This window comes from Streptomyces sp. 8N114, from assembly GCF_052245835.1.
Classification (GTDB): domain Bacteria; phylum Actinomycetota; class Actinomycetes; order Streptomycetales; family Streptomycetaceae; genus Streptomyces.
The window spans coordinates 1-26,058 of sequence record NZ_JBQQBT010000019.1; the positions used below are offsets into that span (position 1 = coordinate 1).

Here is a 26,058-nt window from a genome sequence, read left to right on the forward strand (position 1 = left end):
CACAGAACTCGCTGATACCACCGTCGAAACGGAACGTCTCCTCCGCGACACCCTCCCCCTCCAGCCCGCGCTCGTCCCGCACGACAATCGTCAGCCCAGGCACCAGAAACGCCGTCTGACGGGCACGCGCATGCAACGTCTCCAAAGAGAGCCTGGCGTCCTTCAGGAAGATCTGCCGATCCGCCCAATAACGCACCCGGGTGCCCGTGCGGTTCTTGGGGATCTTCTTGCCCTTGAGCAGCCCGCTGGAGGGGTCGAACGGTGCGTCGGGCCCGGACTCGGTGAAGATGCCGGGCACACCGCGGCGGAAACTGATGGTGTGCGTCCTGCTGCTGCGGTCGACCTCGACGTCCAGCCGGGAGGAGAGGGCGTTGACGACCGAGGCGCCCACGCCGTGCAGACCGCCGGAGGCCGCATAGGAGCCGCCGCCGAACTTGCCGCCCGCATGCAGCTTTGTCATCACGACCTCGACGCCGGAGAGCCCCGTCTTGGGCTCCACGTCGACCGGGATGCCCCGGCCGTTGTCGCAGACCTCGACCGAGCCGTCCTCGTGCAGGGTGACCTCGATCCGGTCGCAGTACCCGCCCAGGGCTTCGTCAACCGAGTTGTCGATAATCTCCCAAAGGCAGTGCATCAGGCCGCGACTGTCGGTCGAGCCGATGTACATGCCCGGCCGCTTGCGGACAGCCTCCAGCCCTTCCAGGACGAGCAGATGCCGCGCGGTGTAATTGGAGCCGCCCTCGCGGTCTGCCCCGGTCAGCAGTGCGGTGGACGTCACGGACATATCGGCGGTCACGCGGTTCGCTCCTCGCTGAATTCTGCTTGAGACGGCTGGGTTGCCGCGTCAGAGGGTACCGAGGCCCAGGACGGCACGTGGTGCGCGACCCAGGAGACGGACGTGTGCGACCCAGGAGACGGATCAGGAGAACTGCCATGCTAGCTCACCTTCGATATTCTGTTCGATAACGGGTCCGGGTGCCGCACACATCACGTTCCCATCCAGGCATGAACCATTTAGGCTCCGGGCACGTCCTCCACAACGAAGGGTTGGAACGGCCCGGAGCCGGAAGACAACACAACGGCACGACGAGGACCTGTCAGCGCCACTGGCAGAGCCCGCCACCACCCACCGTCACAGATCCAACAAAAGACCGAACACACCGACGGACCACAACCGACGGCCACCGACGGAAAGCTCCCAACCCCTGCAATACGGCCCATTCGCCGCCACCCGGCAACAATCCGGCCTCCCGGGCAAAAAAGTCCGGGAATGAAGGCCAGTGCGGGAACGTTTTCGGCCTGGTTGGATGTTGACCCTGGTACGACAGCTCGTCGAGCTAGAGAAGAGGCGACGTGACTACAGTTCTGACCCCCGCGACTCCGCTGACGGCAGCAGACCGCTGTGACCGGTGCAACGCACAGGCGTACCTGCGCGTTGTCCTTACGAGCGGCGGAGAGCTGCTGTTCTGCGCCCACCACGGCCGCAAGTTCGAGCCGGAACTCAAGAAGATCGCCGCGGAGATACAGGACGAGACGGAGAAGCTCACCGCGACTCCCGCCACCGAAGACGAACGATGACCTGCTGATTCGACGCCTTCGCGTCCACGTCCGACGAGCTATCCCGGCACAGGCCGGAACCGGCGGGCGGTCCTCCCGACACCGGGAGAACCGCCCGCCCTCGTCATTTCCCGGCCGATCCGGATTTCTTCCCCGCCCATACGGCGCACTTCACCGTCTCCGTGCCGCCCCGCACTGACCAGCGCGGCACGCTGACCCGGTATGGCGTTGGCTGGCACGGCGTTGACCGGCACGGCTGGCGGTCGACGCGGCGTTGACCCGCACAGCTGGTGGCGTGCCGGGCCCGCCGCTCAGCTGCCAGGGCCGTCCCGCGGCGCCAGGAGGGCACTCGGCAGCCCTCTCAGGTCCCTATGGGCCCGGCGGCGACTCCCTGGGCCCGGATCACCGATTCGACCGCGGAGATCCGCGTATAGACACCCGGACGGCCCGGTTCGCCGCAGCCGATGCCCCACGAGACCAGCCCCACGAGCTTGCCGTGGGCGACCAGCGGGCCGCCGCTGTCCCCCTGACAGGCGTCCTTGCCGCCATGCTTCAGCCCTGCGCACATCATGGTGGCCGGGTCGTAGGTACCGTTCGCCGAGCCCGGAAACGCGCGCCGGCAATTCGCGTCCGGCAGCACGTTCACCCGCGCGGAGTGCAGCGTGGTCGCGTAATCCCCGCGCCCCGTGGTGTCACCCCAGCCGTAGACCGAGGCCGGAGTACCCGGCCGGTAAGCCGGATCTCCCTGGTGGGCCATCGGAATGACGGACTGCTGCGGCACGGCGGACGCCAGCCGCAGTACGGCGACATCGCCCTTGTTGCTCCTGGAGTCGTAATCGGGGTTGACCTTCGTCGACTCGACGGCGATCTCCTTGCCCGTCGTACTCGTCAGATCCCCGCGCCCTGTGATCACCCGCAGGTCGTCGACCTGGGACGGATCGGTCCCCAGCACCTCCCGGCTGAGGCAGTGCGCAGCCGTGATCGCCGTACGCGGACCGACAACGGCACCCCCGCAGAACTGGCCCGAGCGCTGCGGGCCGAACCGGACACGGCTGGAGAGCGCCACGGCCCACGGGTGCGCCTCGGCACTCACAGCGCCGCCGCCGATGACAACACGGTCTTCAGGGCCCTTGTCGTGCGCGGCGCTCTGCGTGGCGACCTGTGGGGCCGCCTGAGCGAGCAGCGCCGCTATCAGCGCCGTCCCTAGGACGAGAAGACGATTTCCGGGGAGCCCCGGGGTGCGGCTGGCCCGTGTTCGCTTACAGCGCATCGACAGCATGAGACCGACCTCCTGACCATACGGAACTGTGTGACTACCCAGGGTGTTCCGTATCGACGCAGGTCGCATCCCGGGCCGCCCGGAATGCCGCCCGAAGGTCGTTCACCCGAACGGACATCGGGGGCCCATGCGAGGGTCGCGTCCCGGTCCCGCAACCAGGGCCCAGCTGAAACAGCAATGCGGAGGCCGGTGAACCCATGGTTCGGGTTCACCGGCCTCCGCGTATGCCAGTGCTGCCTCTGCTGCTGTGCCGGTCAGTCCAGGTAGTCCCGCAGTATGGACGGGTGAGCGCTGTGCTTGACCTGCATATTCGCAGGTCGCTCGTAAGCGTAAGCGTGGAAATATCTTGGGTTGAGCATCTCGACCCGCAGAAGGAAGGCGCTTCCCGGAGAGTCGAGGTCCGTCTTAGGAGGTCATCTCAACTGGCTTGATCACTAGGCTCATTGCCTGGCGATGGTGGAGCGTCTGGTTCCGGACGGGTTGTGGGAGTTGTTCTAGCGGGTGGTGCCGTTGGCGCCGGTGCGTCCGCAAGGCGGTGGCCGCCGCCGGTATGGGGACCGGCAGGTCCTCGCGGCGATCCTGTTCGTTGCCACGACGGGCTGTACGTGGCGGCAGCTGCCGCCGGGCTTCGGCCCGTCCGGGCCGACCGCGCACCGGCGGTTCACCGAGTGGAGCCGGGCCCGGGTGTGGGGCAAGCTCCACCGCCTGGTCCTGGACGAGCTCGGCGCCTGTGGGGATCTGGATTGGTCTCGGTTGCGCGATCGACTCGGTGAACGTGCGGTCCCTAAAAGGGGGGACCTGACGGGTCCGAATCCCGTAGGTCGCGGCAAGAAGGGATCAAAGATCCACTTGGTCACCGAGCGAACAGGTCTGCCTCTCTCCATCGGCACCTCCGCCGCGAACGTGCATGACAGCCAGGGCCTGGAACCCCTCGTGCGCGGCATCACACCCATCCGCTCCCGCCGCGGACCACGTCGGCGCCGGGCCATCAAGCTCCATGCCGACAAGGGGTACGACTACGACCGCCTGCGACGGTGGCTGCGCTCGCGGAACATCACCCCGCGCATCGCCCGCAAGTGCATCGAGTCATCCCAGCGGCTGGGCCGCCACCGCTGGACCGTGGAACGAACCATGGCGTGGTTGGCCGGATGCCGCCGCCTTCACCGCCGCTGCGAGCGCGAGGCGGCACACTTCCTGGCCTTCGCCGGCATCGCTGCCGCTCTGATCTGCTACCGCCGTCTTGCCAGGTAGATGGCCTACCGGTGCTTCGATATCCCATTGCGGTGAACTGCTCCGCGAAATAATCATGGCCGCTATGAAGCGGCCGAGGCAGAGCATCGAGTGCGGAGATTTCGCCCTGCGACGCTGGCGGGGACAGAGCGACTTTGAGCTGGCGTTCAGGTTGATCACGGAGTCGCTGGACCACCTGCGGCCGTGGATGCCGTGGGTCGCCAGTCACAGCGAGGAGAGCACTCGCAACTTCCTCGCGAAGTCCGAGTCGAAGTGGGACAGCGGTGACGCGTTCAACTACGCCATCACCAGGGACGGCACGCTGATCGGCATGTGCTCGACCCACCGTGCGGCCGAACCGCAGGGCTGGAGCATGGGGTACTGGCTGCACCCTGCCGCCACCGGCCAGGGCATCGCCACGAGAGCGGCTGCGGCCATGGTGACCGAGGCATTTACCCTTCCGGACGTGAAGTACCTGGAAATCGCGCACGACCTGGCCAACGTCTCCAGCGGCGCCATACCGCCGCGATTGGGCTTCACCGAAGTCAGGCGTGAGCAGGTATCGCCGCCCGCAGCTCCCTCAGACAGCGGGATCGACGTGGTCTGGCGGCTGAACCGCCCTACATCGCCCCTTAACAGCACTGTCCACCCCTGAATACCTGAACCGATCGAGCTCAACTCCAGTCGCTTCAGCACACCAAACGAGACGCTTCTTGTGGCTGTCCCCGTAAATCGATCGGACGTGCTTGCTGTCCCGGTGGATCCGTGGCCGCCCGGCGAGGGTGAGGTTGTGCAGGCGGGCGATGCCGAGCATGGCGTGGTGAATGCAGTCGCCTCTCAGACGGCAGGCGCGGAGGATCTTCCAGCCCTTCAGCCGGGCAAAGGCTTGTTTAACGCGCGGACCCTGCAGTGCGAGGTGTTGCCCCATCTCCTTCCAGCCCTGCTTCTCGGCCTGGCCCCGCTCTTCGGCGGTGCGGGATGACCAGGCCGGTGCCCCCGGTAGCCGCCGTCCCCGATCACCGTGGTGTTGCCGCCGACGCCCAGGACATCTCCCACGCCTTGCAGTCGTTGCGGTTGCCCGCCACCGGGCGATCGACCGCGGCGACCAGCCGGGTCGGCGTCGATGACGATCTGGTGGTTGGTGGAGTACCGGAACTTCCAATAGTGGCTGGCCTGGGATCGGGCCTGGCGGGGGCGTCACCAGTGGGTGGTGTCAAGATGGTGGGCCGCGTCGTGGACGAGCCGGACGACGAGCGCGATGAACAGGCGCCGGATCTCATTGCAGGTGAGCGGTATCAGGTCGTCCGGCCCGGGGTGGCAGGAAGGCTCGTCGGCACGGACGACGGCGAGGAAGGGCCTGGGCGAGCAGCGCGAAGGTGACCCCAGCTGTGCCAGGACGTCCAGCATCAGACCTTGTTCGTCCAGTCCGGCCAGCCCTTTGCCAGACTGGAAGTCTCCTCGACATCCATCTGCGTCCGGCACCTGCACCAGGGTAGACAGCGGCACATGAGTTGCTGAGTAGGAGAGGTAGAAGGGGCGAGTGCGCCGGTTGCGGTGAAGAGCAGTGGTGGTGGCCGGTCGTCGACGATGTCGGCCAGGGCCCGGCCGTAGAAGCGGTGGCCCCTGGCTCCGGCGCCGCCTGAGAGTTTCTGCCAGGCCGGTTTCGGCAGCTTCTTGATCAGGGCGTCGGCGCGGAGTTTGCCCGCGCTGGTGGTGACCTGGTGGTCATGGGCGACGGCGAGTACGTAGCCGATCTCGCGTCTCTCCAGCTCTGTCCGCAGGTGCAGGTTGCCTCCATGGACTTCATCCCCGGCCACCCAGGAAGCGGGGGTACACCGGCATCCAGTGCTCGGCCGATTTTGCGGGAGGCGAGTGCGCGTTTCGGGTCCACGCCGACGGTATGGGTGTCCCGGCGGCCAAGGCTTCGACGCCGCTGACCTTGCGGTTGCGCAACCAGGTCTCCAGCCGCCTGCGGCCCGTACGCCGCAGGGAGGCTGGGGTCTGGTAGCCGCTCAGCAGGATCAGAGGGCCGACGTTATCCCGGTCGAGTGCCCGCTCCAGGGCTGGGAAGGTGCTGGTCAGCTGGCCGCGCAAGCGGTTGATCCGGCGGGGGCGATCGGCATTGATGTCGGCTCGGCGGCCGGTGAGGACTCGCAGCTCGATGGCGCGTGTTCGTCGTCCGGTCGCAGCGCGGTCAGGTCCCGGCGCATCCGGGTTTGGCTGGCGATGACGGTGGCGTCCTTGCGTCGGTTTTGCCGGTGCCCCCGGTAGCCGGCGGACGCACGGTTAACCGCGAGGCCGGGTATGTAGACGAGCTGCTGACCGTGGTTGAGCAGGATGTTGATTCACAGGGCGGCCATGCTGTCGGCTACGTCAACCGCCCAGACCACGTCTTCGTCGATGGCCATTACGTCGGCAAGCAGGGCCAGCAGTTCCGGCTCGTCGTTCAGCACCCGCCCCGACAACAGCCGCTTGTCCTCGGTATCCAGCACCACGGCGTGGTGGTGCGTCTTGCCGATGTCCGTCCCCGCCCAGATCCGGGCCACCTGGTCCTCCACTCGTTCAGCGTGCGCTGTTCTCCTGGACGACCTCGCCGGCGTGGTCCTACTCAGCGATCCACCGTGCGTGTGCCCGCAGCTCCTAATCAGCGGCCGAGTTCTTGCGAGACGCCGGGCGGCCAGGTGGCGGGAACCATTGTGGGCAACCGACTGAAAGCCATACCCGGCGGCTCTGGGCCTCCAAGACCTAACGACTGGCCCTAATCACCCCGAGCAACAAGGTAGGACCGACTGATCTTCCGTCTTCCCACACTGATGATCAGCGTGGTCGCACCGGTTCCCGTATGGGCTCCGGCCAGCAAGATCAGGATCGCCCAGTTGAGTGCCGCCCGATCCAGCCGGTGGCGGCCACCACTTCACTCGCGATGTCCACGACAGGCCGCCCGTCGGTCACCACCCGCACCGTGTCCGCGGGTGCCCGCTCATCCAGGAGCCGCGCCTTGCGGGCGCTGCCCTTCAGCTCCTGCTCCAACTCCGAGCCGAGTTCCCGGCCTGCCAGCCGCTCGCCGGTAGTGGTGTCGGAGGCCGTGAGCAGCACTCGCACGATCCCCACGCCCGCTCCCATGGCGCGCTCGAACATGCCTGCCGCCCCGGGCAGCACACTCACGGTGTTCGTATAGATCAGGCGGCGGTAGCCGAGCCGGGCGAAATTCGCCCAGACCGCCGTCAGATTGCTCTCAGTGATCTCCGAGCGGTGGGGATCCCCTTCCGGCGCCGGATGCACTTGGCCCATGAAGTCACCCTCGACAATCGCGTGCGCGACCGCCGCAGCGCGGAGTCTCGCCGACACCTTCCACCCCACCGTCGTCTTGCCGACACCGGCACGCCCTCCGATGAGCAGCACTTCCGGTTGATCCATGGGAAGCAGCGTGCCCGCCCCTGACCGCGTCACGCGATCCGATTTCGCTCCGTACACATGACCGAAGCTCCGCCCCACCGTCGAGATCACGATCTACAAATGGAACGTCAATGTCCGAGAGCAAAGTGTCTCTGGCCTCCGAACTGATCCAGTCGGCGATGTAGCGCAGTCCCGGCACGGAAATAGACGGACACAGTAGCCAGTCCTTCCCCAAGCTGTGCGGACGGCTGCTGCTGAACATCCGCCGCCGGCACGGGGTCAGTGGTGACCTGGCGGCCGGCCCAGATGGTGCTGCTGTCCGCCCAGGGCATGACCGTGGCGAAGGTCGCCGAGGTGACCTTCCCAGTGACGACAGGATCCGGGACGTCATCCACAACTCCAACACCGACGGCTGTGACTCGCTGTGCCCGAAGTACAAGGGCGTCCGACCGAAGTACCTTCACCCTTCCCGAGCGCCGCAAGATCAAGAAGATCGCCAAGTCCCGGCCAGCCGAGCACGTCCTGCCGTTTTCCACCGGGAGCCTGGCCAGCTGGCCGACTCACTGGTCGCTGAGGGGGTGGTCGACGACATCAGCCACGAGGACCTGCGCATCCGGCTCCGCGAGGAAGACGCTCCTTTCAACGCATGAAGCCCGCGATCCGGGCTATGCGCCTAACAGGCGCGTGTCGAGTACCTGTACGCGATCGCCGTCGGTGAGGTCATACCCGAAGAAGGCGAGCCGGAGGTGGGGCCGGGTCACAGTCCGCGGGCCGTGTGACCCCAGGAGGGACTGCCTCCCCGGCGACATGCGGCCCATCACTTCCTAAGGCGCCAACCTGCGGGAACGCTGACGAGAGGACGTTCCCATCCCCTATCATCCGTTGTGCGCGCTACACCCTTGGCGTGCCTAGCGCCTCCCTGCCGGAATCAGCGCACCCTTAAAGGTTCAACCACCTTAGGCATGTGCTCAGACGGTGGAGGATATGCGGCTATAGCGCTCAGGGGGCGTTGCGCCTGGGGAGGGGCGAGCCGTGCTGTACATGGGGGACAAGAGCATGAACAACGGTCGTGCGGACGGTTCCCTGTGCGGGACTTTCGTCCGGGTACAGGGCGGACCGGGCATCGGCAAGATCGGGAGGGAAGAGGGGGGACGCATCCGCGTCGATTACTTCGAATCGCCGATCACGACGGTTGTGCACTCGGAATGGGTTGCGGCTTCAGCGGCGCAGCGGGTGCTCCTCGACCGCGAGGAGCACATCTGGTGGAAGAGCCGCAACGGGGCATGGAACGCTGGACGCGTTGTTCATGCCAGCGTGCATGAGTACATCGTGCGGTTCCCCAACTCGGACTACGATCTCCCGGTTCCCGTGGACGATCTCTACGTCCGTTGGGATCGCCCGGTGCAGGATCCCGTGGCCAATCTCGCCGTGCGTGGGGGCAGTACGGCGCCCTTCCGGGACGCCCGCTTGCCGATGTTGCACAGTCTGGTGCGGCAACGTGGCGCATGCGCCGGGATGAGCACGTTCTTGTCCTCTTCGGTGGAGGTCTACCCGCACCAAGTAGAGGCAGCGCTGGCAGTGTTGTCCGATCCCGTCCAGCGTTATCTGTTGGCCGACGAGGTAGGCCTGGGGAAGACCATCGAGGCGGGCTTTGTGATCCGGCAGGTACTGCTGGATGATCCGGCTGCGCGGGTCGCGGTTGTCTGCCCCGCTGCACTCCGCCGACAGTGGCTGAGGGAGCTTCAGGAGAAGTTCCATATCGGGGACTTTCCGGCCGAACGTCTGGTCATCACCTCACATGAGACTCCGCACAAGTGGGACGCCTACACAGGGTTCGCACTTGTGGTCGTGGATGAGGCGCACTCATTGGTGCAGTCGGGCCCGCAGCAGTCGCCGTATCGGGAACTGTGTGTGCTTGCGCACTCGGCGGAGCGGTTGCTGCTGTTGTCTGCAACGCCCGTGACATCGCACTACCTGACCAATCTTGGACTGCTGCACCTGCTGGATCCTGAGCTGTACCGGTGGGACCAGCAAGCCGAGTTCGAGCAGCGCTACGCGATGCGCTCGGCGCTAGCAGACAGTATCCAATCGCTGGATCCGGATTTGAACTACGTGATCCGGGACAGTCTCGAGGACATCGCCAAACTGCTCCCGGAGACCGACACGCGCTTCCACCAACTCGCCCAAGATGTCCTGGCGTTGCTTGACGATGAAGAAGAGTTGGTTGACTCCGCGTTGCAGGGCGAGTTCAGCTATCGGGTCGCACAGGTACGTGCCCATCTCAGCGAGACCTACCGTATCCACCGACGTGTGATCCGCCATCGGCGCGAGGCGGTACTGCAGGAGAGCAGCGACCCCGATGCGGTGGGGCTGTCGTATGCGGTACGCGGCCGAACCCGTCCTACGCTCATCACCGCGCCCGCCGGCGCAGGCGAAACGGGAGCGGAATTGGTCCTGCAGTGGTGGAATCAGGTACGCGACCACCTGGACAACGAGGCAGCCACGGACAGCAGCGGCGCCTACAGCATGGTCCTGGCGGTCCTGGCGGCCCGCGCTACGGTGCTGCCGCAGGATGTTATGGATGTGCTGCGGTGGCGCGTGCACGCTGACCCTTCGGCTGCAGAACGAGCCGGTTTGAGCGCACACGAGGCGGCTCTACTGACCGCGGCCCCGGTGCTGACCGTCGAAGCCAGCCTCCTGAACAGCGGGGACGTAGGAGAGCACTCTCCTACGCGCGAGGACATGCGGGTCCTCGTCGATGCCTTGCTTCCGCATATGCGGCGGTTGAAGAAGTCGGTCATCTTCTGCGGTCCGGGACAGTTGGCCGCTCACCTGGCCGAGTATCTTCAAGGCCGCTTTGGCCGCCTGACAGTGGTCGAGCATTCCCGGCGCCGAGAATCTGGGCATGCGGCGGATGGGCTCATGGCGTGGTCGGGCGCCACGGGACAGGCGGTACTTGTCGCAGACGACTCCGCAGAGGACGGTTTGAACCTCCAGGTGGCGGACGGCGTCTTTCATCTGCGGCTGCCCTGGTCCGCCAATCAGTTGGAGCAGCGACTGGGGCGCGTCGACCGCTACCCCGGCGCGCCGGGTAGCGGGCAGCAAACACCAGCACCACAGTTCCGTCTGGCAGATGAAAATGGGTGCGATGCCTCGTTCAGCGAGGCATGGGCGACGTTGCTGACCGAGGGCTATCAGGTCTTCGACGACTCCACCTCCACTCTGCAGGATGCCATCGCCCAGTCTCTTGACGGTGTGTGGGCACGGGCCTTTGCCGCAGGGCCCGAAGGGCTCTTGGGCCAACGGGACCAGGTACGACATCAGTTGCAGGCAGAGCAACAGGAGATCGCCAAGATGGATCTTCTGGAGTCCATCCACACCGCGGGCCAGGGGCTGCGCAGTGTGCCCACGTCCTTGATCGACATGGAAACGGATTGGGCGCAGATCCAGTCGGCGCTGTTGCGCTACACCGGGAAGGACGGCGGAGGGATCCGTCTGCCCCCTGTGACACGTTCGGTCGATGGCGCGCCAACGGTGGATTTCGCAGTGCGCTCGGCACGCCCCTTGCTGGCGCCACGGCATTGGCAGCGAGTGCAGCAGCGGATCACCGACGATGCTCTGGCATCGGGCGTATTCAACCGTTCCACCGCGCTGCGCCACCCCGGCGTGCGGTTGTTTCGGTTGGGCAATCCGCTAGTGGATCTACTCAGTGAAGCCGTCCGCAACGACGACCTGGGACAGAGCGCCGTTTTCCGCCGCGTCGACCATTACATGCCTCGTGGTGAGGAGCCTCAGCCGTACTACGGTTTCGACTTCCTCGTGGAAGCCGACGTTGCAACCGCCCTATCCTGCGTGGAGAACAGCTCGGACGCTGGACGGGCACTGCGCCGGCAGGCGGACCGCATCCTGGCTCCGTTCATGCACCGAGTCTGGGTGGAAGGGGGCACAAACCAGGCGGTGACCGATCCGGCGCAACTGGCGTGGCTGAATGAGCCGTACAACAAGAACAACGGTGACCGTAATTACAACAGCGCACGCGCTGATGAGTACTTCGCCCTCTTCGGCGGTCAGGAGGCTACCGCCCTTTTTGCCCGCGAGGCTTCGCAAGCAGCCCTGGGGTTCTTGCACCAGCACACGAATCTGGCGGCCACGTGCGAAGAGGCGAAACAACAGGCGTTGGAAGTAGCAGCCGTCCTCAGCGCACAGTGCGGTGCGCGACGCGCAGCCGGACACCTGGTGGGAGATACCGAAGGCTTGGTCACCGACGCAGCCATTTTGCAGGCCTTGGCCGAGGGGCTGTCCCGTCCGGTGATCCGTATCGTCGCGGCCGTCTGTGTCGTGCGTCGCGGCTTGGAGTACGTGCAAGCATGAGCATGGACGAGTGGGGACAGGCCCGGCGCCTGTTCGCGGCGTGGCCAACAGCAGGTACAGACGTGGCCCCGGCGGGCACGGTGCGCCGCTTGGCCGATGCCCTGGCCGGACTGAGCAGCCGCGACAGCGGATGGCGTGATGTCGTCTCCTTGACACACCAAATCCTGCTGCGCGCTCACGCCTTAGGAGACAGTAACCCGCTTCCGGTTCCCTTGCGGGCAGGCCTGCCAACGCGTGAGCAGTGGCAGGAGGGCGGGTTGGATGTGCTCTTCGACGGTGAGCGGGTCTTGTTGCGCGGCGTCCCGTGGGCCCCGACGCAGGAGTCCCCGGCAGCAGCAGAGGCAGCGCTCGACCAGGTTCGCAATGCCGTCTTGGGGGCTGACTCTCCGATGCGGCGAACGTTGGACTACACGACAGCCGACCCGTTTTGGACCCGCGTGAGCGGCTACCGTCACTACCTCTCCAGAGGACAGCAGCAGGCTGCGCGTTCGCTGGCGATGATGCCGCCAGGGGAAACGGCGATCGTCTGCCTTCCCACCGGGCACGGCAAGACGCCGGTGGCTCTCGCCGCGTGCTTGCTGGCCGGCGCCCATGGCGGCGTATCCGTGCTCGTGGTTCCTACCGTGGTGTTGGCCATCGACATGGAACGCAGGATCCGCAGCCTGCTCAGCCGCAGTGATCCCAACGCCGACAAGCGCCGGTATGCCTATGTCGGCTCGCTTGATGCCGCTGCCAAGCAGCGGATCCGCGACGACATCGTCTCCGGACGCCAAGGTCTGGTAGTGGCCTCCCCCGAAGCGGTGACCATGGGACTCCAGGCGGCCCTTCTGGAGGCTGCCAACGCAGGGCATCTGCACTACCTCGTTCTGGACGAGGCTCACCTGGTCGAACAGTGGGGCAACGACTTCCGCACAGCCTTTCAGTCTCTGGCCGCGCAGCGGCGCAACTGGATCAGCGCAGCCGGCCACCGGCGGGCTCCGCGCACCGTAGCCATGAGTGCCACTCTCACGCAGCAGCAGGTCAACACGCTGGAGAGCCTTTTCGCCCGGCCCCGGCAGGCCAAATTGGTGTGGGCATCGGAGTTGCGGCAGGAGCCCGCCTACTTCCTCGACTCCTTTCCGAGTGAGGAGGAACGTGCCGAGGCCGTACTCGAAGCAGTCACTCGGCTACCCAAGCCCATGGCCCTGTATGTGACCCGGCGTGAGGACGCCACGCTATGGCTCAAGCGCCTGCGAGCAGCCGGACTGCACCGGGTAGCCACCGTGCACGGTGATTCCACCGAAGACGAACGACGCACCGCTATGACCGGGTGGTCAGGTCACAGCCACGACACCCCCCGCGCGACGCAGTTCGACATCATCGTCGGCACCTCAGCCTTCGGCCTCGGAATCGATCTCACCGATGTACGCACAGTCATCCACGCTTGCCTGCCGGAAACCGTGGACCGCTACTACCAGGAAATCGGACGCGGCGGGCGGGACGGCAGTCCCTCTTTGGCCTACCTCGCTACCGCTCCGGCGGACCGGGGCATCGCCCAGAGCCTGAATCGGCAAAAGCTCATCTCAGCACCCACAGCATGGGAGCGCTGGTGGGAGGGCATGTTCCTCCAGCGCCCCCACACAGACAGCACCCTGTATCGGCTAAACATGACGCACCGGCCAACTCGCTTGGCCGAGGGCTACAAGCGCCACCGCAGCTGGAACGAACAGATCCTCAATTTCATGGTGAGGGCCGGCCTGATTGAGATCAAGCCCCCCGCACCACCGCAGCGCACGACGGGTGAGGACGACCATACGTGGGATCAACGGCTGAATACATTCTACGAACAGGCGCTCGATCTCGTCGACGTTGATCTCAAGGACGGGCAGACGAACAATCCCGACTACTTCGCCGACGCCATCAACCAGGTTCGTGAAGACATCAAGGCGGCGCAGGACAGCGCGTTGCAACTGATGGAGCACCTGCTCTTGCGTCGACGGTGCCTGGCCGATGATCTAGTGGAGTACTACACCGTCCACGGCTATTTCACGATGCCAGTATGTCGCGGCTGCCCTTCCTGCCGCCGCCAGGGTGTGCCCCCCACAGGCCCCGGGACGCTGTATCGCACCCCCCTGTCCCCCGACCCGGACATCGCCGAGTGGGCGCACGGCGACGCCCCGCTGCATGCACTTCACCCCTACAGCCCGAGCCTGTGCCTGTACTGGCGCAATGACGAGGAGCGAGGCACGGAACTGATGCCTTTGTTGGCGCGCCTGGCGCGGGCCGGTGTGTCCTACTTCGGCGGTCCCGGTCTGAGCCGGACCAAGGCGAATGAGATTCAGGACGAGGCCGGATCGACAGCTGTCGTGTTCGACTCTGACGGCAGCCTCGTGCACGAGGTCCGCGGACTGATGGTGTGGGTGGAGAAGGAACACGCAGCCGCTGTGGACGCTGAAGCGTGGATGCGCCTGTCGGAGGGCGAGCCCGTGTATCTACTGCATCCCGAGCAGGCAGAAGACCCTGAACGGCCCGGCCGACTCCTTCTCGACACGCACGTGACCGCGCTTCCTCTGCAGCATGCGAGAAAAGGGCTCTGATTATGCAGTTGCTGAACACTCCCACTCCATCTCCGGCCATCATTTGGGCGGTAGTACGTTTTCTCGCTTCAACAGGGAAGCCCCTCGCCAAGAATACGATCACTGTGTATTTGGAGCCTGGAGAGGTGGCGAGGAATTCTGGTCCTGTCCATCATGCGCTGAACACGCTGGGGGACCTGGGGTTGGCTGTCGCGTCCGAGGATGGTGCCTGGTCGCTGACCGGTGGGTTGGAAAAGATCAACGTTGACGACTACGCCGGGTTCCAACGCGCGACCCGGGCAGCGATCTTGGGGGTGCACGGCGAGGTTCCGGATCCGCCGGAGGACATGCGCCGTGCTCTTTCCTGGATACTGACGAGGGACCCGTTCACGGAGTCATTTAACTGGGCCACGGTCGATCAACTGCACAACCGCTCCGCGCCGGACGGCGAACTGGTGCTGACCAACGACACCCGGTGGCCCTCTTTTGCTGCCTGGGGCACGGCTCTGGGTCTGCTCGCACCGACGCCGCATGCCCCCAACCGGCATGTGCCGGACTGCACACGCGCCGTACATCAAGTGCTCTCCGACGGGCTCGAGCGTGGGCGCTCCACCGACTCCATGAGCGTTCTGCAACTGCTACGCCAGAACCTGCCCGTGGTGGCCGGCGGGGGACTCGCCACCTCGCTGGGCTACACCCTTGATATGCCCAAGGCGGTAGGCACTGCGCTCTCCTTTGCCCTGATGCGTGGGGAGCACGAGGGGTGGCTGTTGCTGGGGCAGGACTCGGACGCCTCCGTAGTCATCAATCTGCACGACCCGGAGCGATCTTCCGCACGTATTTGTTCATCCATCACCCTGCTGGAGGGCGACGATGCCTGAGATGCGCAACTACGTCTGCTGGGACATCGAGCGCGTCATCTCAACAATCCAGACCGAAGCTGTCGTGGCCTCTTCCGCAGTGTTCCTGGCCACGCACACGCGTCTCCAGATTCAGCGTGCCAAGATTGATGGCAGATCATTCAACAACACCGGCCAGATGGTCAGTGAGAGGGACGTACTGAAAAATTTTCTGGGACGCAAGACCGCGACGGGGACCGTGCTGATGCCGGTCGTTGGCGAGTCCGGGTCCGGAAAGTCCCATCTGGTGCGCTGGGTTCGAGAAAAGCTCCCGGCCTCGGACAAACGCAAGGTGATCTACCTTGAGAAGTCCAAGACTAGCCTGCGGCATGTAATCGAGTCCCTGCTGGAAGGTGTCGACGACGAGGAGGTCGCCCAAGTCCGCGCAGACGTACGCGCGTCCACCAAGAGTACCGATGCCTCCGCCTTGGCTCTGCGACTCATTAATGAACTCGTGATCGCCCTGGCAGGGACCACGTCTGCCGAACTGCGGGGCAGACAGCGGCAACTGGCCGGACCCAAGGGGCTGGCTCTAATTCTGCAAGACCCCGTCCTGCAAGATCAGATGCTGGAAGAAGGGGAGTTTATCCCCCGCTTCGCCGAGCACATGCTCAGCGACCGCGATTCCGATTCCGATTCTGATGATGAACGACCTGCCCACTTCACCGTCGATCATCTGCCCTTGAATGTTACGTCCGCCATGGAGGGAGTGGCCGCACCCACCAGGGTCATGCTGCGGTTGTTGCTGTCGAAGCCGGAGATGCGCGATGCAGCCGTGGATATGCTCAACGAATCCTGGGAAAAGTCCGTCCAGGCCACGTCTTCGCTCGGCGGCGGACGCGTCCTGGATGCGATGAAGAAAGTTCGTGAGATCTATGCACGGCAGGGAAAAGAAATTGTCTTGCTAGTCGAGGACTTTGCTCTGATCCAGGGAGTCCAACGCGATCTGCTGGACGCCATCACCGAGACATCGCAGCGCGAAGGCCGCACCGCACTCGCCCCCATGCGCACCCTCATGGCGATCACCAGCGGTTACTTCCACGACCTGCCGGAAACAGCAATCACGCGAATCGAGGCCTCCACCGGAGGCCACGTCTACAATCTGGATCTCGTCCTGAACAACGAGGCCGATGGCATCGAAGCGATTACTTCCTTCGCTGGCCGCTACCTCAACGCAGCCCGAGTGGGCCGCAAACAGTTGGAGGCTCACGCCGGGAAGTCGGTCCCCAACCAATGCGACCATTGCCCGGTTCGAACCGCATGCCACGACGCGTTCGGCAAGTCCGCCGAAGGGCACGGACTGTATCCGTTTAACCGGCCTGCACTCCGCAGGACCGTCCACGCGGTCGCTCCGGCCGATCAACCGCACGCCTTCGTGCCGCGGACCATTCTCAGCCGGGCTCTAATTCCGGTCCTGACCGAGGGCTACGACAGCATTCAAGAAGGCTCGTTCCCCGACGAGGAGTTCCGCAGCCGCTTCAAAAGCAATCGAGATGCCGGCGACGTCCCTCTCGCTGGCCGAGTACGCGAACAGATCGATGACCTCGACCAGGCCGATGGTGCCCGCCGTGAAAAACTTCTGGAATTCTGGGCCGACAGCCCCACTGAACTCGTCAACCTCGAACCGGGTATCGCCGCCGCGTTCTCCCTGCCTGAACTTGCTATCGACGCCAGCCCAACCAAACCACTCTCCCAGACGCCCAGAACGGCATCCCCGCCAGAGCCTGTGGGGAACGGCGGCACTCAAGTGCGTGGGGAGCCGACTCTATCGCGAAGCCTGCAGAAACACTTGGACGCGGTGGAGAGTTGGAGCGCTGGCGATGGCCTGCCCACAACGGAAGCCTCGACTGTGCGTTCGGTGGTATCACGGGCTGCCGTCTACCGTCAGGACTGGCTCAACCCGCCGGTGAAGCCGCTCGGAGTATCAGACGCTGGGCAGGCAGGTTGGGGTAACCGCGCCAACACCGTCTCCATCGAAGGAGCTGCCGCTCAGGCGCTTGCAGGGGACGACTCACCTGTCATCTTCAAACGCACCGCCGCGAATTCTGAGTTCTTCAAGAGTCTGATACTGCTCAATGCTGAAACCCTCACGGCTGTACGCTCGCAGGACGTCGTACGTTTGGCAAGCATGGCGGACAGCTACGCCGGTGTCTTGCGCAAACGGGTCACTGCTCAAGCTCAACTGAGTGACGACAACCTTGTATCGGGTTTGCGCGTGTCATTGATGGGAGCGGCACTCGCCGGCCACGCCCACCCCCACATGCCGGTGGAACAGTTGCACGCTGCCGCCTTCGATCACGGTCAGTCCTGGCAGCGCAGCGACGGCTCTTCCCGTACCGAGATGTGGCAGCGGAGTTTGAACACGCACCTGGCCAAGCGTGAGGCGTTGATCGACACGCTACGCGGAGCTCTCGGTGTGGGGCAGGGTACGGGCACGGTGCAGGTCATCGACGCTGCACGGGCGTTGCCCTTGCTGCGTCGTGCCGCCGAGCAGTGGGAATTGGACGCCGCTCAACTGCCCCGGTGGGCGCAGGATGCGGCACAGCCACTCGCAGGCTGGCGAGTGCTGGTGCCAGCACAGCATGCACAGTTGGTGTCGCTGCTACACGAGATTCGGCAGTGTTTCCCGCGAGGCGAACGCTCAGCAGACCTGCTCAGCCAGTTGAACACTTCGCTGCAGGTTGCGACCGAGTTGGGGCTGGAAGGCGGCAACCACATTCCGGCAATTCGGACTCTGATAAAGGAGATTGAGGACGCGGACTGGGCCAGTTTGACGGTGCTGGAACGAGACCTGGCCAAGCTCACGGACGACCTCGAGGGGCCCGCCGCGTTGGCTGCAGCTCTGCAGGGCGTTGTCCCCTTGAGGGATCCGCACCTTGCTGGCATGCATCGACTGCTGCGGTCAGCAGATACGTTCCTCACCGATGCGCTGCAGGCCGCCGAGGCGCGCGGGCAGACAGCAGCCAGTACCGCCAGTCAGCAAATGGGAGCCTTGATGGATACCTGGCAGCAGGTCGTCGCCCAAGCGGCTTCGGGGGATGAAGCGTGAGCACGTCGGTGTTGGAGAAGGCTCGCGAACTGCAAAATAAGGCGCGGCACATCGCTGAGGCACAAAAGGACGCGGTGCAGCAAGAGCGTGTGGTGCGGCGTATCGATGAGGTCCGCAGCGCGTTGGAGAAGGCCACCGGTCAGGTGAGCATTGCCGAGCTACTCAGGGAGCGCACAGGACATTCGGTGGACATGGCGGCGCTGGTACACGCGTACGAGCGTTTCGAGACCAAGTCGCGTGGTGGCCTTCCGGCCGACCGGGTGTTCACGGAGGCGCAAAGGACGCTGCAACTCTGCGCCAAGGACATCGCCGCCGAGATCCGGGATGTCTGGGGCGAGTGGGCTCGCACCCGGGTGAGCGGTGTGTCATCGGCGCGATTTGCGGCCCTGGCTCCGGCGGAGCGCCGGGAGGCAGAGACGCTGCTGCGGGACATCCGCGCATACGCCGAGCGCAGAAACGTCGACGGCACCGTGATCCGCTCCTTTTGTACCGCTTACGCAGAAGTGCAGCGCCTGGTCGAGCATGCGCCCAGCGACGTGCCCCCAGCACTTGCTCAGTTGATCGAGCGCATAGACGCTGGCGGGCTGACGCTGCGTGACTTGACGGCGGATGACATCGAGTTGCTCCGCGCATACGATCAGGACGCTTGGATCTCTGTCACTCGAAAGGCGGACTGAGGCTCGGTGACTTCGCAGACGGCTCCCAGCCGCAATCTGCTTGGACGTGCACTGACGGCACTGGAAGATCTTGAGTTGCCGTTGCTGTCCTGGGGGGTGACCGAGGGAGCGCTGGCCCGCGAGGAGGTCCTGCGTGCGCTGTGGAAACTGGCCGAGGACGAGCCTGAGGCCGCCGAAATAGGGGGCGAGGGGCTACTCGCCAGCCTAGTGCAGCGTCATCTGCTCTTCCGCCTGCCAGGCGGTCCCGAACGCTACCGCACGCGTCTGGCTGAAGGCGTGCGACTGACCGCAACATTGCGACAGTCCTTCGCTCCCAGGAACTACCAGCCCGGAGGGCAGCTCCCCGACCGGTGGTGGGAACAAGGTCGGCGTCTGGTGGCGGACTATCGCCTGCACGTAACCGAACGCCGCTACCCGAAGCGGAACATTCCCGCAGCTGAGGCGATCACAGAGTTGGCACAGACGCCCGGGTGGACGGACCTGCACACCGAGGTAGCGCACAGCCAGATCGGTACCTATTCTCTGTCTCGATTCCAAGTCGACGCCACCAAAGCGGTCCTGCGAGGCCTGCAGGCCGACGACTCCGGCGGCATCGTGGTCAGCGCTGGAACCGGCAGTGGTAAGACTCTGGCGTTCTATCTGCCCGACTTCGCCGCGCTGGCCGACGACCGGCGCCCCAAAGCTGTGCACACGCTGGCCCTGTATCCGCGAGTAGAACTGCTGCGGGACCAATTGCGCGACGCAATAGCAGGAAATCTACGACTGCGAGAACGAGGCTTGAGCGCGCCCCGCATCGGGGTACTGTATGCAAGCACTCCCTGGGAAGGAAAGAACCTTTCTGATCCCGATCCCCAGCGCGCGGGGGTGGCCTGGCCTGAATTGGGAGACGGTTTCCTCTGCCCCTACCTGACGTGCCCCTCATGCGATGGCGGCCAGTTGGTATGGTCACGGCGCGACATCGCACAGCAGCAAGAAGTACTCCGGTGTGCGCAGTGTCGGCACCAATTGCCTGCCGGGATGGTGGCACTGACACGGCAGTCTCTGTGCAATGACCCTCCAAAACTGCTCTTCACCACCACTGAAATGCTCAACCGTGCAAGTGCCGGATCTGCATTGGGCCGAGTGCTGGGCTGGGCACCGGGGGCAGGCCCGCGGGTGGTCCTGCTGGATGAGGTGCACACGCACACTGGTTCGACAGGTGCTCAGACCGGGTTGTTGCTACGGCGCTGGCGCCACGCCCGACGCACTCCGGTGACGTTCGTTGGGCTCAGCGCAACACTGCGCCATGCCGATCGGTTTATGGCGCAGTTGACCGGTCTGGAGACGGACAAGGTCACCTTGATCGAACCGCATCAGGCGGACTTGGAGAGCGAGGGGCGCGAGTACGCACTGGCGCTGCGGGGCGATCCCGTCTCGGGCGTGAGCCTGCTATCGGTGGCCATCCAGACAGCCATGCTGCACGGACGCCTCCTCGACCACAGCGTCCCCCTGCGGCAGTCCCTCTTCGGCAGTCGCGGCTTCTTGTTCACGGATGACCTGGACGTCACGAACCGGTTGTACGACGACTTGCGGGACGCTGAAGGCGGCCAGGTAGGCCGTCACGGACGACGTAAGCGTGGCAAACCGGTGCTGGCGGCGCTGCGCAGTCCAGATCTTCCGGCGCAGGATACGCGCTATGAGGCGGGCCAGTCATGGAACCTCCCTGAGCGCATCGGGCATCACCTCAGCGAAGACCTCTCGCAACGGCCGCTGCTGATCGGACGAACCTCCTCGCAGGATGCCGGGGTGGATGCGGGCGCCGACCTGGTCGTAGCAACTGCATCGCTCGAAGTGGGTTTCAACGATCCCCGTGTCGGATTGGTGCTGCAGCACAAGGCCCCGCACGATTCTGCATCCTTTTTGCAGAGGCGTGGCCGAGCCGGGCGTGAACGTGGCACGCGCCCCTTTACGGTGGTCACCCTGTCCGACTTCGGACGGGACCGGTTGGCGTATCAAGGCTACGATGCCTTGTTCTCACCGGAAATCGCCGCACGCACTCTGCCGCTGGGCAACCGCCATATCCTCAAGATCCAAGGCGCACAGGCGCTGGTGGACTGGCTGGGCATCCGATTGCGTCAGCGCCGCCTCTGGGTGGATGCCCGTCACCTCCTGACCGGGACAGCCAATCCTGATTCCGGTGACAAGTACGTCCGCGCGCGGCAGCAAGTCTGTGCTGATCTTGCTGCATTGCTGGACGGTGACGACGGGTTGTTTGCCGATCTGTCCATGCATCTTCAGCGGTCCTTGGCATTGGATGACGACGGTGTATTGGCGCTGCTGTGGGAGCAGCCGCGGTCGATGATGCTAGCCGTGGTGCCGACCATTTTGCGGCGTCTCCAAGCGGGCCGTGACGCCGTGCACAATGATGCCGGGGCAGGCTCGTCTGCGTTCTTGCCGGAGTTCATCACTCGCTCGCTGTTCGATCCGCTGAATCTGCCAGAGGTGGACTTCACACTCCCCTTCGCCACTGGCAGCGAGGAACGGCTCCCAGTGGGCAGGGCGCTGGCAGAAGCCGTTCCCGGGCGAGTCAGTCGGCGCTACGGCTATCAAAGCGACCGTCACCGCACCTGGCTGGCTGTGCCGGCAGGCGCGACAAACGTCATGATTGACCTCAAAGACATCGTCGAGCGTGATTTTCCGCAGGGCCGGTGGGACAGCGGCCGAGTGGAGGTAGGGCGGGTCCTGGTCACGCGGCCTCAGGTGATCCGCCTGGCCGCGCCGCCCGATGATGTGGCCAGCCACTCCCAGGGGCGTCCGCTGTGGGCGAGCGAATTCGTGCCCAACTGGTCGGGTGGCCCCACCGAGGCCGCCGTGCCGGACCTGACTGCATGGCAAGGCCAAATCATGGAGGTGGGCTTTGCCACCCACGCGGCGGGCAACCCCATTGAAGTGCGCCGCATGACCTACGGCGCCGAGTGCGACATCGCGCGTGGCACCCCGGTATCGCGGGAGCAGGTGTCGGTGCGCTACACGTTGGACGGTGAAGCCGCCGCCATGGGGTTTGCCTCCTCCGTCGACGCTTTGCAGGTACAGGTCGCTGCCTTGGACGTCACCGCTCCGCGGGTGGTGGAACACCTTCGCTCACGGCAGTGGCGTACGAAGGCGTTCACTCGCTCGGTCGCCGAGGATTCGCGTATCGCGGCGCACGCCAACGTGTTCCAACGAGGCTGGTTGGCCCTGGTCTACCTGGCCGCGTTCGCAGTGCGCGGCCTGCAGAACGACTCACCGGAGACCATCCACGCCGCCTTGGCGGACGGGGCGTGGAGCCAGGACGTCCCGCAAGTGATCCAGATGCTGTATCGGCAAGACCCGGTCACCGGTAGTACGCAGGCGGGGGCTGCCGAACGGGTAACGGCCGACTTGGTGGCACTGAGCCAGCAGAACGATGTAGTCAAGGCCCTCGACGAGGCGGGCACGCTGCTCTTTTCCGCAGACGTCGAATCGGCCACCGCCGATCTGGCCCGTCGGGCCTACCGCGACACGTTGGCCGCGGCGATCCTCGAGGCGGTTTTGCGTTCCTGTCCGGATGCACAGGACGGCGACCTGACCATCGATGTCGCGGCCGGCACCGGCAGCAGCGACACCATCTGGATCAGTGAAACGTCGGAAGGCGGCCTAGGAATTGTCGAGGCACTGGCCTACCGCTACGGCGAGGACCCCGCCCGTTTTTGGTCGCTGGTAGCTGCTGCGTTGCGCCCCAATGCCTACGAGTACACCGATCGAAGGCTGACGGATCTCCTGCGACACGTCGTCGATGAGGAGCCAGGCGGGGAGTTGGCGCAGGCGATGGCACAGGTACGGGCTGCCGCGTCAGCTGGTGAAGCCACCACGGCACTGGGGCAGGTACGCGCGGCATGGGCGGCGTTGGATGGCGCTCCCCGGCGTGCTGATGTCGCGGCGTTGGCGACGCGGCTGCTGCGTCCAGGCTCAGACCGGACGACGGACGCAGCCGCATGGACGCTGATCACAGCGTGGGACAAGTTGGAGGAGGCCCTCGGCATCGAGGTGGACGCCCGGGTGCTGGCTTATGCAGCCGGCGCCGGCGAGTTGCCGCTGACACGGTCGCTGACGTCGGACCAGGCATTCAGCGTGCTGTGGCCTCGAGGTGATCAGGCCCGCAATCACCACCTGGAGTCGTATCAGCCCTACCGAGACAGCGAACAGCCCGCAGTACTGGATCGGCTGCTCGGGGCGATCGTGCATGCGCAGGACATCCCACGCATCGACGCAACGGCCGACGACTGGGTTACGGAATATCAGGAAGTGCTGACCCACGAGCGAGAAGTGGAGTTGGTACTGCCCCTCAATCAACCGGAACTGCTGCGGACAGTGCTGCTGCGGGTGCCTCTCATCCTCGTCGACCGAGAAGTGATGCGCCTGTTTGGCGAGGTCGTCCAAGTAAGCCGCGATCACCAGCAGGTCCTGGTACGGGTTGTCGTCAAGGAGTCAGAGCAGTGAACATGCCGAGCCGGACGCTGCGCACCAATGCGCGCAGTGCATTGCGCGCGGACTCACTGATTCGAACCGCACTGTTGGCGCAGTTGGCCGCGGGCGGCGGTGAGGTTTGGCTAGTGTCAGCGTGGATCAGTGACGTGGAGTTGGTGGATAACGGCGACGGCTCCTTCGACTATTTACTCGGAGAGGACCCACCAGAGCGCTGCCGGTTGTCGGACCTGCTGTTGCTACTGGCGCGAGCCGACACGAAAGTGCGTGTGGTGACCCGCTCTGCGGCGGCGAATGAGGCGTTCGTGCAACGCTTGCGGTCGGGCACGAACGCCACCTGTGACCTACGGATCGTCGAAGACAATGCCGTTCACGAAAAGTGCTTGGTCGGCCCGGGATGGATCTTCCAGGGCTCGATGAACTTCACCCGTAATGGCCTGGCCCGCAACAAGGAGCAGATCACGTACGCCATGGACGAGCGCAGCGCCGCGCAGGCTCTGGCGGAATTTCAGCACGAGTGGGAGCAGGCGTGACGAGCGCGCACCAACCCCAGCCAAGTCAGGCCGAACCGTTGGAGACCTTCGTCGACCTGTTTCTCGACCCGCGGCACAATGCTGCTGGGAAGTATCCCGAGTGGTGCGCGCCGTTTCGTGACAGCGCCCTGCGCTCCCGACGCGCCCCCGTGGTGTTGCCGCGCCTGTGGGAGGCGGCAGGTGAGTCCGCGTACTACGTGATCGCTCGTCGGCCGAACGAGGCGGGCGTGGTGCGTGATCTGCTGGTCGCTTTCGCCGGCCCGTCCTTGGTGAAAGTCGGCTATGACGTTCCCCTCGTGTTGGATGTCGGGGATGTGCTTGAGACAGCCATCGCGGCCCGCTTCGGAACATCCAGCACGTTCAAGCTGCGTGCACCGCGCGAGAAGCGCAAGGAGTTGCACGCGGCGCTGACGCGGATGCTGGGCTTGGTGGAAAGCAGCCCTCAGCGAGCCTGGTCGGCTCCTAAGCCGTTGGGTCGGCTGCTGACGGACTTCGAGGCTGCCCTGGTAGGCGGTGCTTCTCAGGTGGCCGCCGAACTCCTGGACCAGATGGGTCGACAGGGTGGACTGTCGGTGGCCAACCTCAAGCATCTGCAGATCAAGCGGCTGGCGGTGATGGGGAAGGCTCGCGAGTTGCTCACGCTCCCTGGGCTGCGCGAGGTGCTCCTGCAAGATCCTCCACAAGCAGTGAAGGACATGGTGCTCAGCGCCATCTACGCCACCTGCATCGAGCCCGCGTTGGCCGAGGATTCCTTGGACCAGGCCTGCGCGGCGCTGGCGCAGCCGTGGGTGCCGATCGCGTTGCTGGCCGAAGAGAATCCGGTGCGCTTCAGCGATGCCGCAAGTGCTGCCCTTCTCATCGGGCTGCTGGCACGCGGGCAGGAAACGGACTTGGCTGGCGCGATCGTGGCCCTGGATGAGGTGCAGCGCTCCGCGGCAGTCCCGGCGGTGCTGGACCAATACCGGGCCCTGTCCGTGGGTCCGCGGGCGGACGACGCAGGCCCAGTCAGCCCGGCAGCCGACGCTGTCGGGACCTGGCAGCCCGCTACGTGGCAAGCACTGCTGGCCGCTGTAGCCGAGGGCGATAAGGCTGCCTTGCGGATCTGCCGGGAGATGGAGGTTGACGGCGCAGCCGAACTGCCTTTGGCGGCGGATACGGATGCGGATGGCGCCTTGGCCGGGCTGCTGGCCGGTATGGCGGACACTGGCTACGAGAATGTGTGGCGGTATGCGCTGTCGCCCTTCCTGCAGGAAGTCTCCCGCAGGGGGCTTTCTCTGCCGCTGACGCTTGCCCAGATCACGGCGAGCAGTATTGGCCAGCGGCGCGATCCAGCGAACCTGGCCGTGTTGGATCTGCTGCTGGAGTTGTTCTTGCGGACCTCTCCGTCCGCAGACGACTATGACGAATTCCTCGAGCATCTGACCATGCGGGTGCAGGAGTGGGTCGCCTCGGAGACAGCCAGCCAGGCGTTGGACTTCATCGATCGATTGGCGGCCTTCGCCACTCCCGATCCTCAAATGCGGGCGCAGGCAGCGCTGGAGTTGCTGACGCCGCTGTATCGGCATGCCCAGCGCCTGGATGAGGCCTGCCTGGCGTCGGCGCGTTCTTTGACGCACGAGTTGGAGTTGGACCTTGACTGGCCAGTCTGGCAGCAGCCGGACAGCGGCGAAGAAGCCGTCGCCATCGGACCCGCTCACGTGCTTGTGTATGGAATGGACGAGGGAGTCCTGGACCGGGTGCAGCAGTGGATGGCACAACAGTACTCCCAAGTGAAGGTGTCGCTGTCGGCAGACAGGGTGGGCTCCAGCCGACTGCGCGAGGTGGCACGCCATGCGGACCTCAGTGTGCTGATCACTCAGTGCGCCACCCATGCCGCCACGAACTTCATCAGCCAGCACGCCCAAGCGATTGTGTATCCGAAGGGGGCCGGGTCGGTATCGGTGGTACGCGCCATCGTCGATGAATTGCAGCATCGCGCAAGGTCGACCCCACCGCCCGCAGCCCTCAGCGGAAAACGGCGGGCCCGGTAA

The 26,058-nt window shown here is 65.1% G+C and carries 16 protein-coding genes and 3 pseudogenes; 12 read left to right on the forward strand and 7 right to left on the reverse strand.

The genetic code is table 11. The annotated features are described in order from the left end of the window. A partial coding sequence (locus tag ACTWQF_RS28225) for an ATP-binding protein (RefSeq protein ID WP_443282530.1) occupies positions 1-796 on the reverse strand: 796 nt, incomplete at its 3' end. Between the two features lie 557 nt (positions 797-1,353). Here ACTWQF_RS28225 and ACTWQF_RS28230 point away from each other — a divergent pair. After that, a complete protein-coding gene (locus ACTWQF_RS28230) occupies positions 1,354-1,578 on the forward strand; it encodes a DUF7455 domain-containing protein (protein WP_433098777.1) in 225 nt (74 codons plus the stop codon). 340 nt (positions 1,579-1,918) lie between these two features. Here ACTWQF_RS28230 and ACTWQF_RS28235 read toward each other — a convergent pair whose 3' ends face one another. Continuing rightward, on the reverse strand, positions 1,919-2,836 hold the full coding sequence (locus tag ACTWQF_RS28235) for a S1 family peptidase (RefSeq protein ID WP_443282531.1): 918 nt from the start codon (positions 2,834-2,836) through the stop codon (positions 1,919-1,921). A 501-nt stretch (positions 2,837-3,337) separates the two neighbouring features. On the opposite strand from ACTWQF_RS28235, the gene ACTWQF_RS28240 reads away from it, so the two are divergent. Beyond that, positions 3,338-4,087: an IS5 family transposase gene (locus ACTWQF_RS28240; RefSeq protein ID WP_443282532.1), complete on the forward strand. Its 750-nt coding sequence runs from the start codon at positions 3,338-3,340 to the stop codon at positions 4,085-4,087. Positions 4,088-4,151: 64 nt separating this feature from the next. Further along, complete coding sequence (locus ACTWQF_RS28245; RefSeq protein ID WP_443282533.1) at positions 4,152-4,721, forward strand: GNAT family N-acetyltransferase; 570 nt, start codon at positions 4,152-4,154, stop codon at positions 4,719-4,721. Between the two features lie 117 nt (positions 4,722-4,838). Here ACTWQF_RS28245 and ACTWQF_RS28250 read toward each other — a convergent pair. From ACTWQF_RS28250 to ACTWQF_RS28270, 5 genes and pseudogenes are all read right to left on the reverse strand, one after another. Next, a pseudogene (locus tag ACTWQF_RS28250) lies at positions 4,839-5,218 on the reverse strand (transposase); the annotation flags it as partial. Between the two features lie 45 nt (positions 5,219-5,263). After that, positions 5,264-5,473 (reverse strand): hypothetical protein, encoded by a 210-nt coding sequence (locus tag ACTWQF_RS28255; protein ID WP_443282534.1) that lies wholly within the window; start codon positions 5,471-5,473, stop codon positions 5,264-5,266. Further along, positions 5,473-5,883 (reverse strand): hypothetical protein, encoded by a 411-nt coding sequence (locus ACTWQF_RS28260; RefSeq protein WP_443282535.1) that lies wholly within the window; start codon positions 5,881-5,883, stop codon positions 5,473-5,475. Before ACTWQF_RS28260 ends, ACTWQF_RS28255 begins: the two co-directional genes overlap by 1 nt. Positions 5,884-5,980: 97 nt before the next feature. After that, positions 5,981-6,612 (reverse strand): annotated as a pseudogene (locus ACTWQF_RS28265) (IS110 family transposase); the annotation flags it as partial. Positions 6,613-6,928: 316 nt separating this feature from the next. Beyond that, positions 6,929-7,483, reverse strand: coding sequence for a hypothetical protein (locus tag ACTWQF_RS28270; protein WP_443282536.1), 555 nt, complete (start codon positions 7,481-7,483; stop codon positions 6,929-6,931). Positions 7,484-7,698: 215 nt separating this feature from the next. Here ACTWQF_RS28270 and ACTWQF_RS28275 point away from each other — a divergent pair. The 9 genes and pseudogenes from ACTWQF_RS28275 to ACTWQF_RS28315 all read left to right on the forward strand — a co-directional run. Then, positions 7,699-8,211, forward strand: a pseudogene (locus ACTWQF_RS28275) (IS630 family transposase); the annotation flags it as partial. A 292-nt stretch (positions 8,212-8,503) separates the two neighbouring features. After that, a complete protein-coding gene (gene dpdE / locus ACTWQF_RS28280) occupies positions 8,504-11,833 on the forward strand; it encodes a protein DpdE (RefSeq protein WP_443282615.1) in 3,330 nt (1,109 codons plus the stop codon). Beyond that, positions 11,830-14,409 (forward strand): protein DpdF, encoded by a 2,580-nt coding sequence (gene dpdF, locus ACTWQF_RS28285; protein WP_443282537.1) that lies wholly within the window; start codon positions 11,830-11,832, stop codon positions 14,407-14,409. Before dpdE ends, dpdF begins: the two co-directional genes overlap by 4 nt. A 2-nt stretch (positions 14,410-14,411) precedes the next feature. Further along, a complete protein-coding gene (dpdG, locus tag ACTWQF_RS28290) occupies positions 14,412-15,269 on the forward strand; it encodes a protein DpdG (RefSeq protein WP_443282538.1) in 858 nt (285 codons plus the stop codon). 1 nt (position 15,270) lies between these two features. Then, positions 15,271-18,336, forward strand: coding sequence for a protein DpdH (gene dpdH, locus ACTWQF_RS28295; RefSeq protein WP_443282539.1), 3,066 nt, complete (start codon positions 15,271-15,273; stop codon positions 18,334-18,336). Further along, positions 18,333-19,013 (forward strand): hypothetical protein, encoded by a 681-nt coding sequence (locus ACTWQF_RS28300; protein WP_443282540.1) that lies wholly within the window; start codon positions 18,333-18,335, stop codon positions 19,011-19,013. Before dpdH ends, ACTWQF_RS28300 begins: the two co-directional genes overlap by 4 nt. Before the next feature lie 6 nt (positions 19,014-19,019). Then, positions 19,020-23,510: a protein DpdJ gene (gene dpdJ / locus ACTWQF_RS28305; protein WP_443282541.1), complete on the forward strand. Its 4,491-nt coding sequence runs from the start codon at positions 19,020-19,022 to the stop codon at positions 23,508-23,510. A 2-nt stretch (positions 23,511-23,512) separates the two neighbouring features. Next, on the forward strand, positions 23,513-24,028 hold the full coding sequence (gene dpdK / locus ACTWQF_RS28310) for a phospholipase D-like domain-containing protein DpdK (protein WP_443282616.1): 516 nt from the start codon (positions 23,513-23,515) through the stop codon (positions 24,026-24,028). Continuing rightward, positions 24,025-26,058, forward strand: a complete 2,034-nt coding sequence (locus tag ACTWQF_RS28315; RefSeq protein WP_443282542.1) for a hypothetical protein — start codon at positions 24,025-24,027, stop codon at positions 26,056-26,058. Before dpdK ends, ACTWQF_RS28315 begins: the two co-directional genes overlap by 4 nt.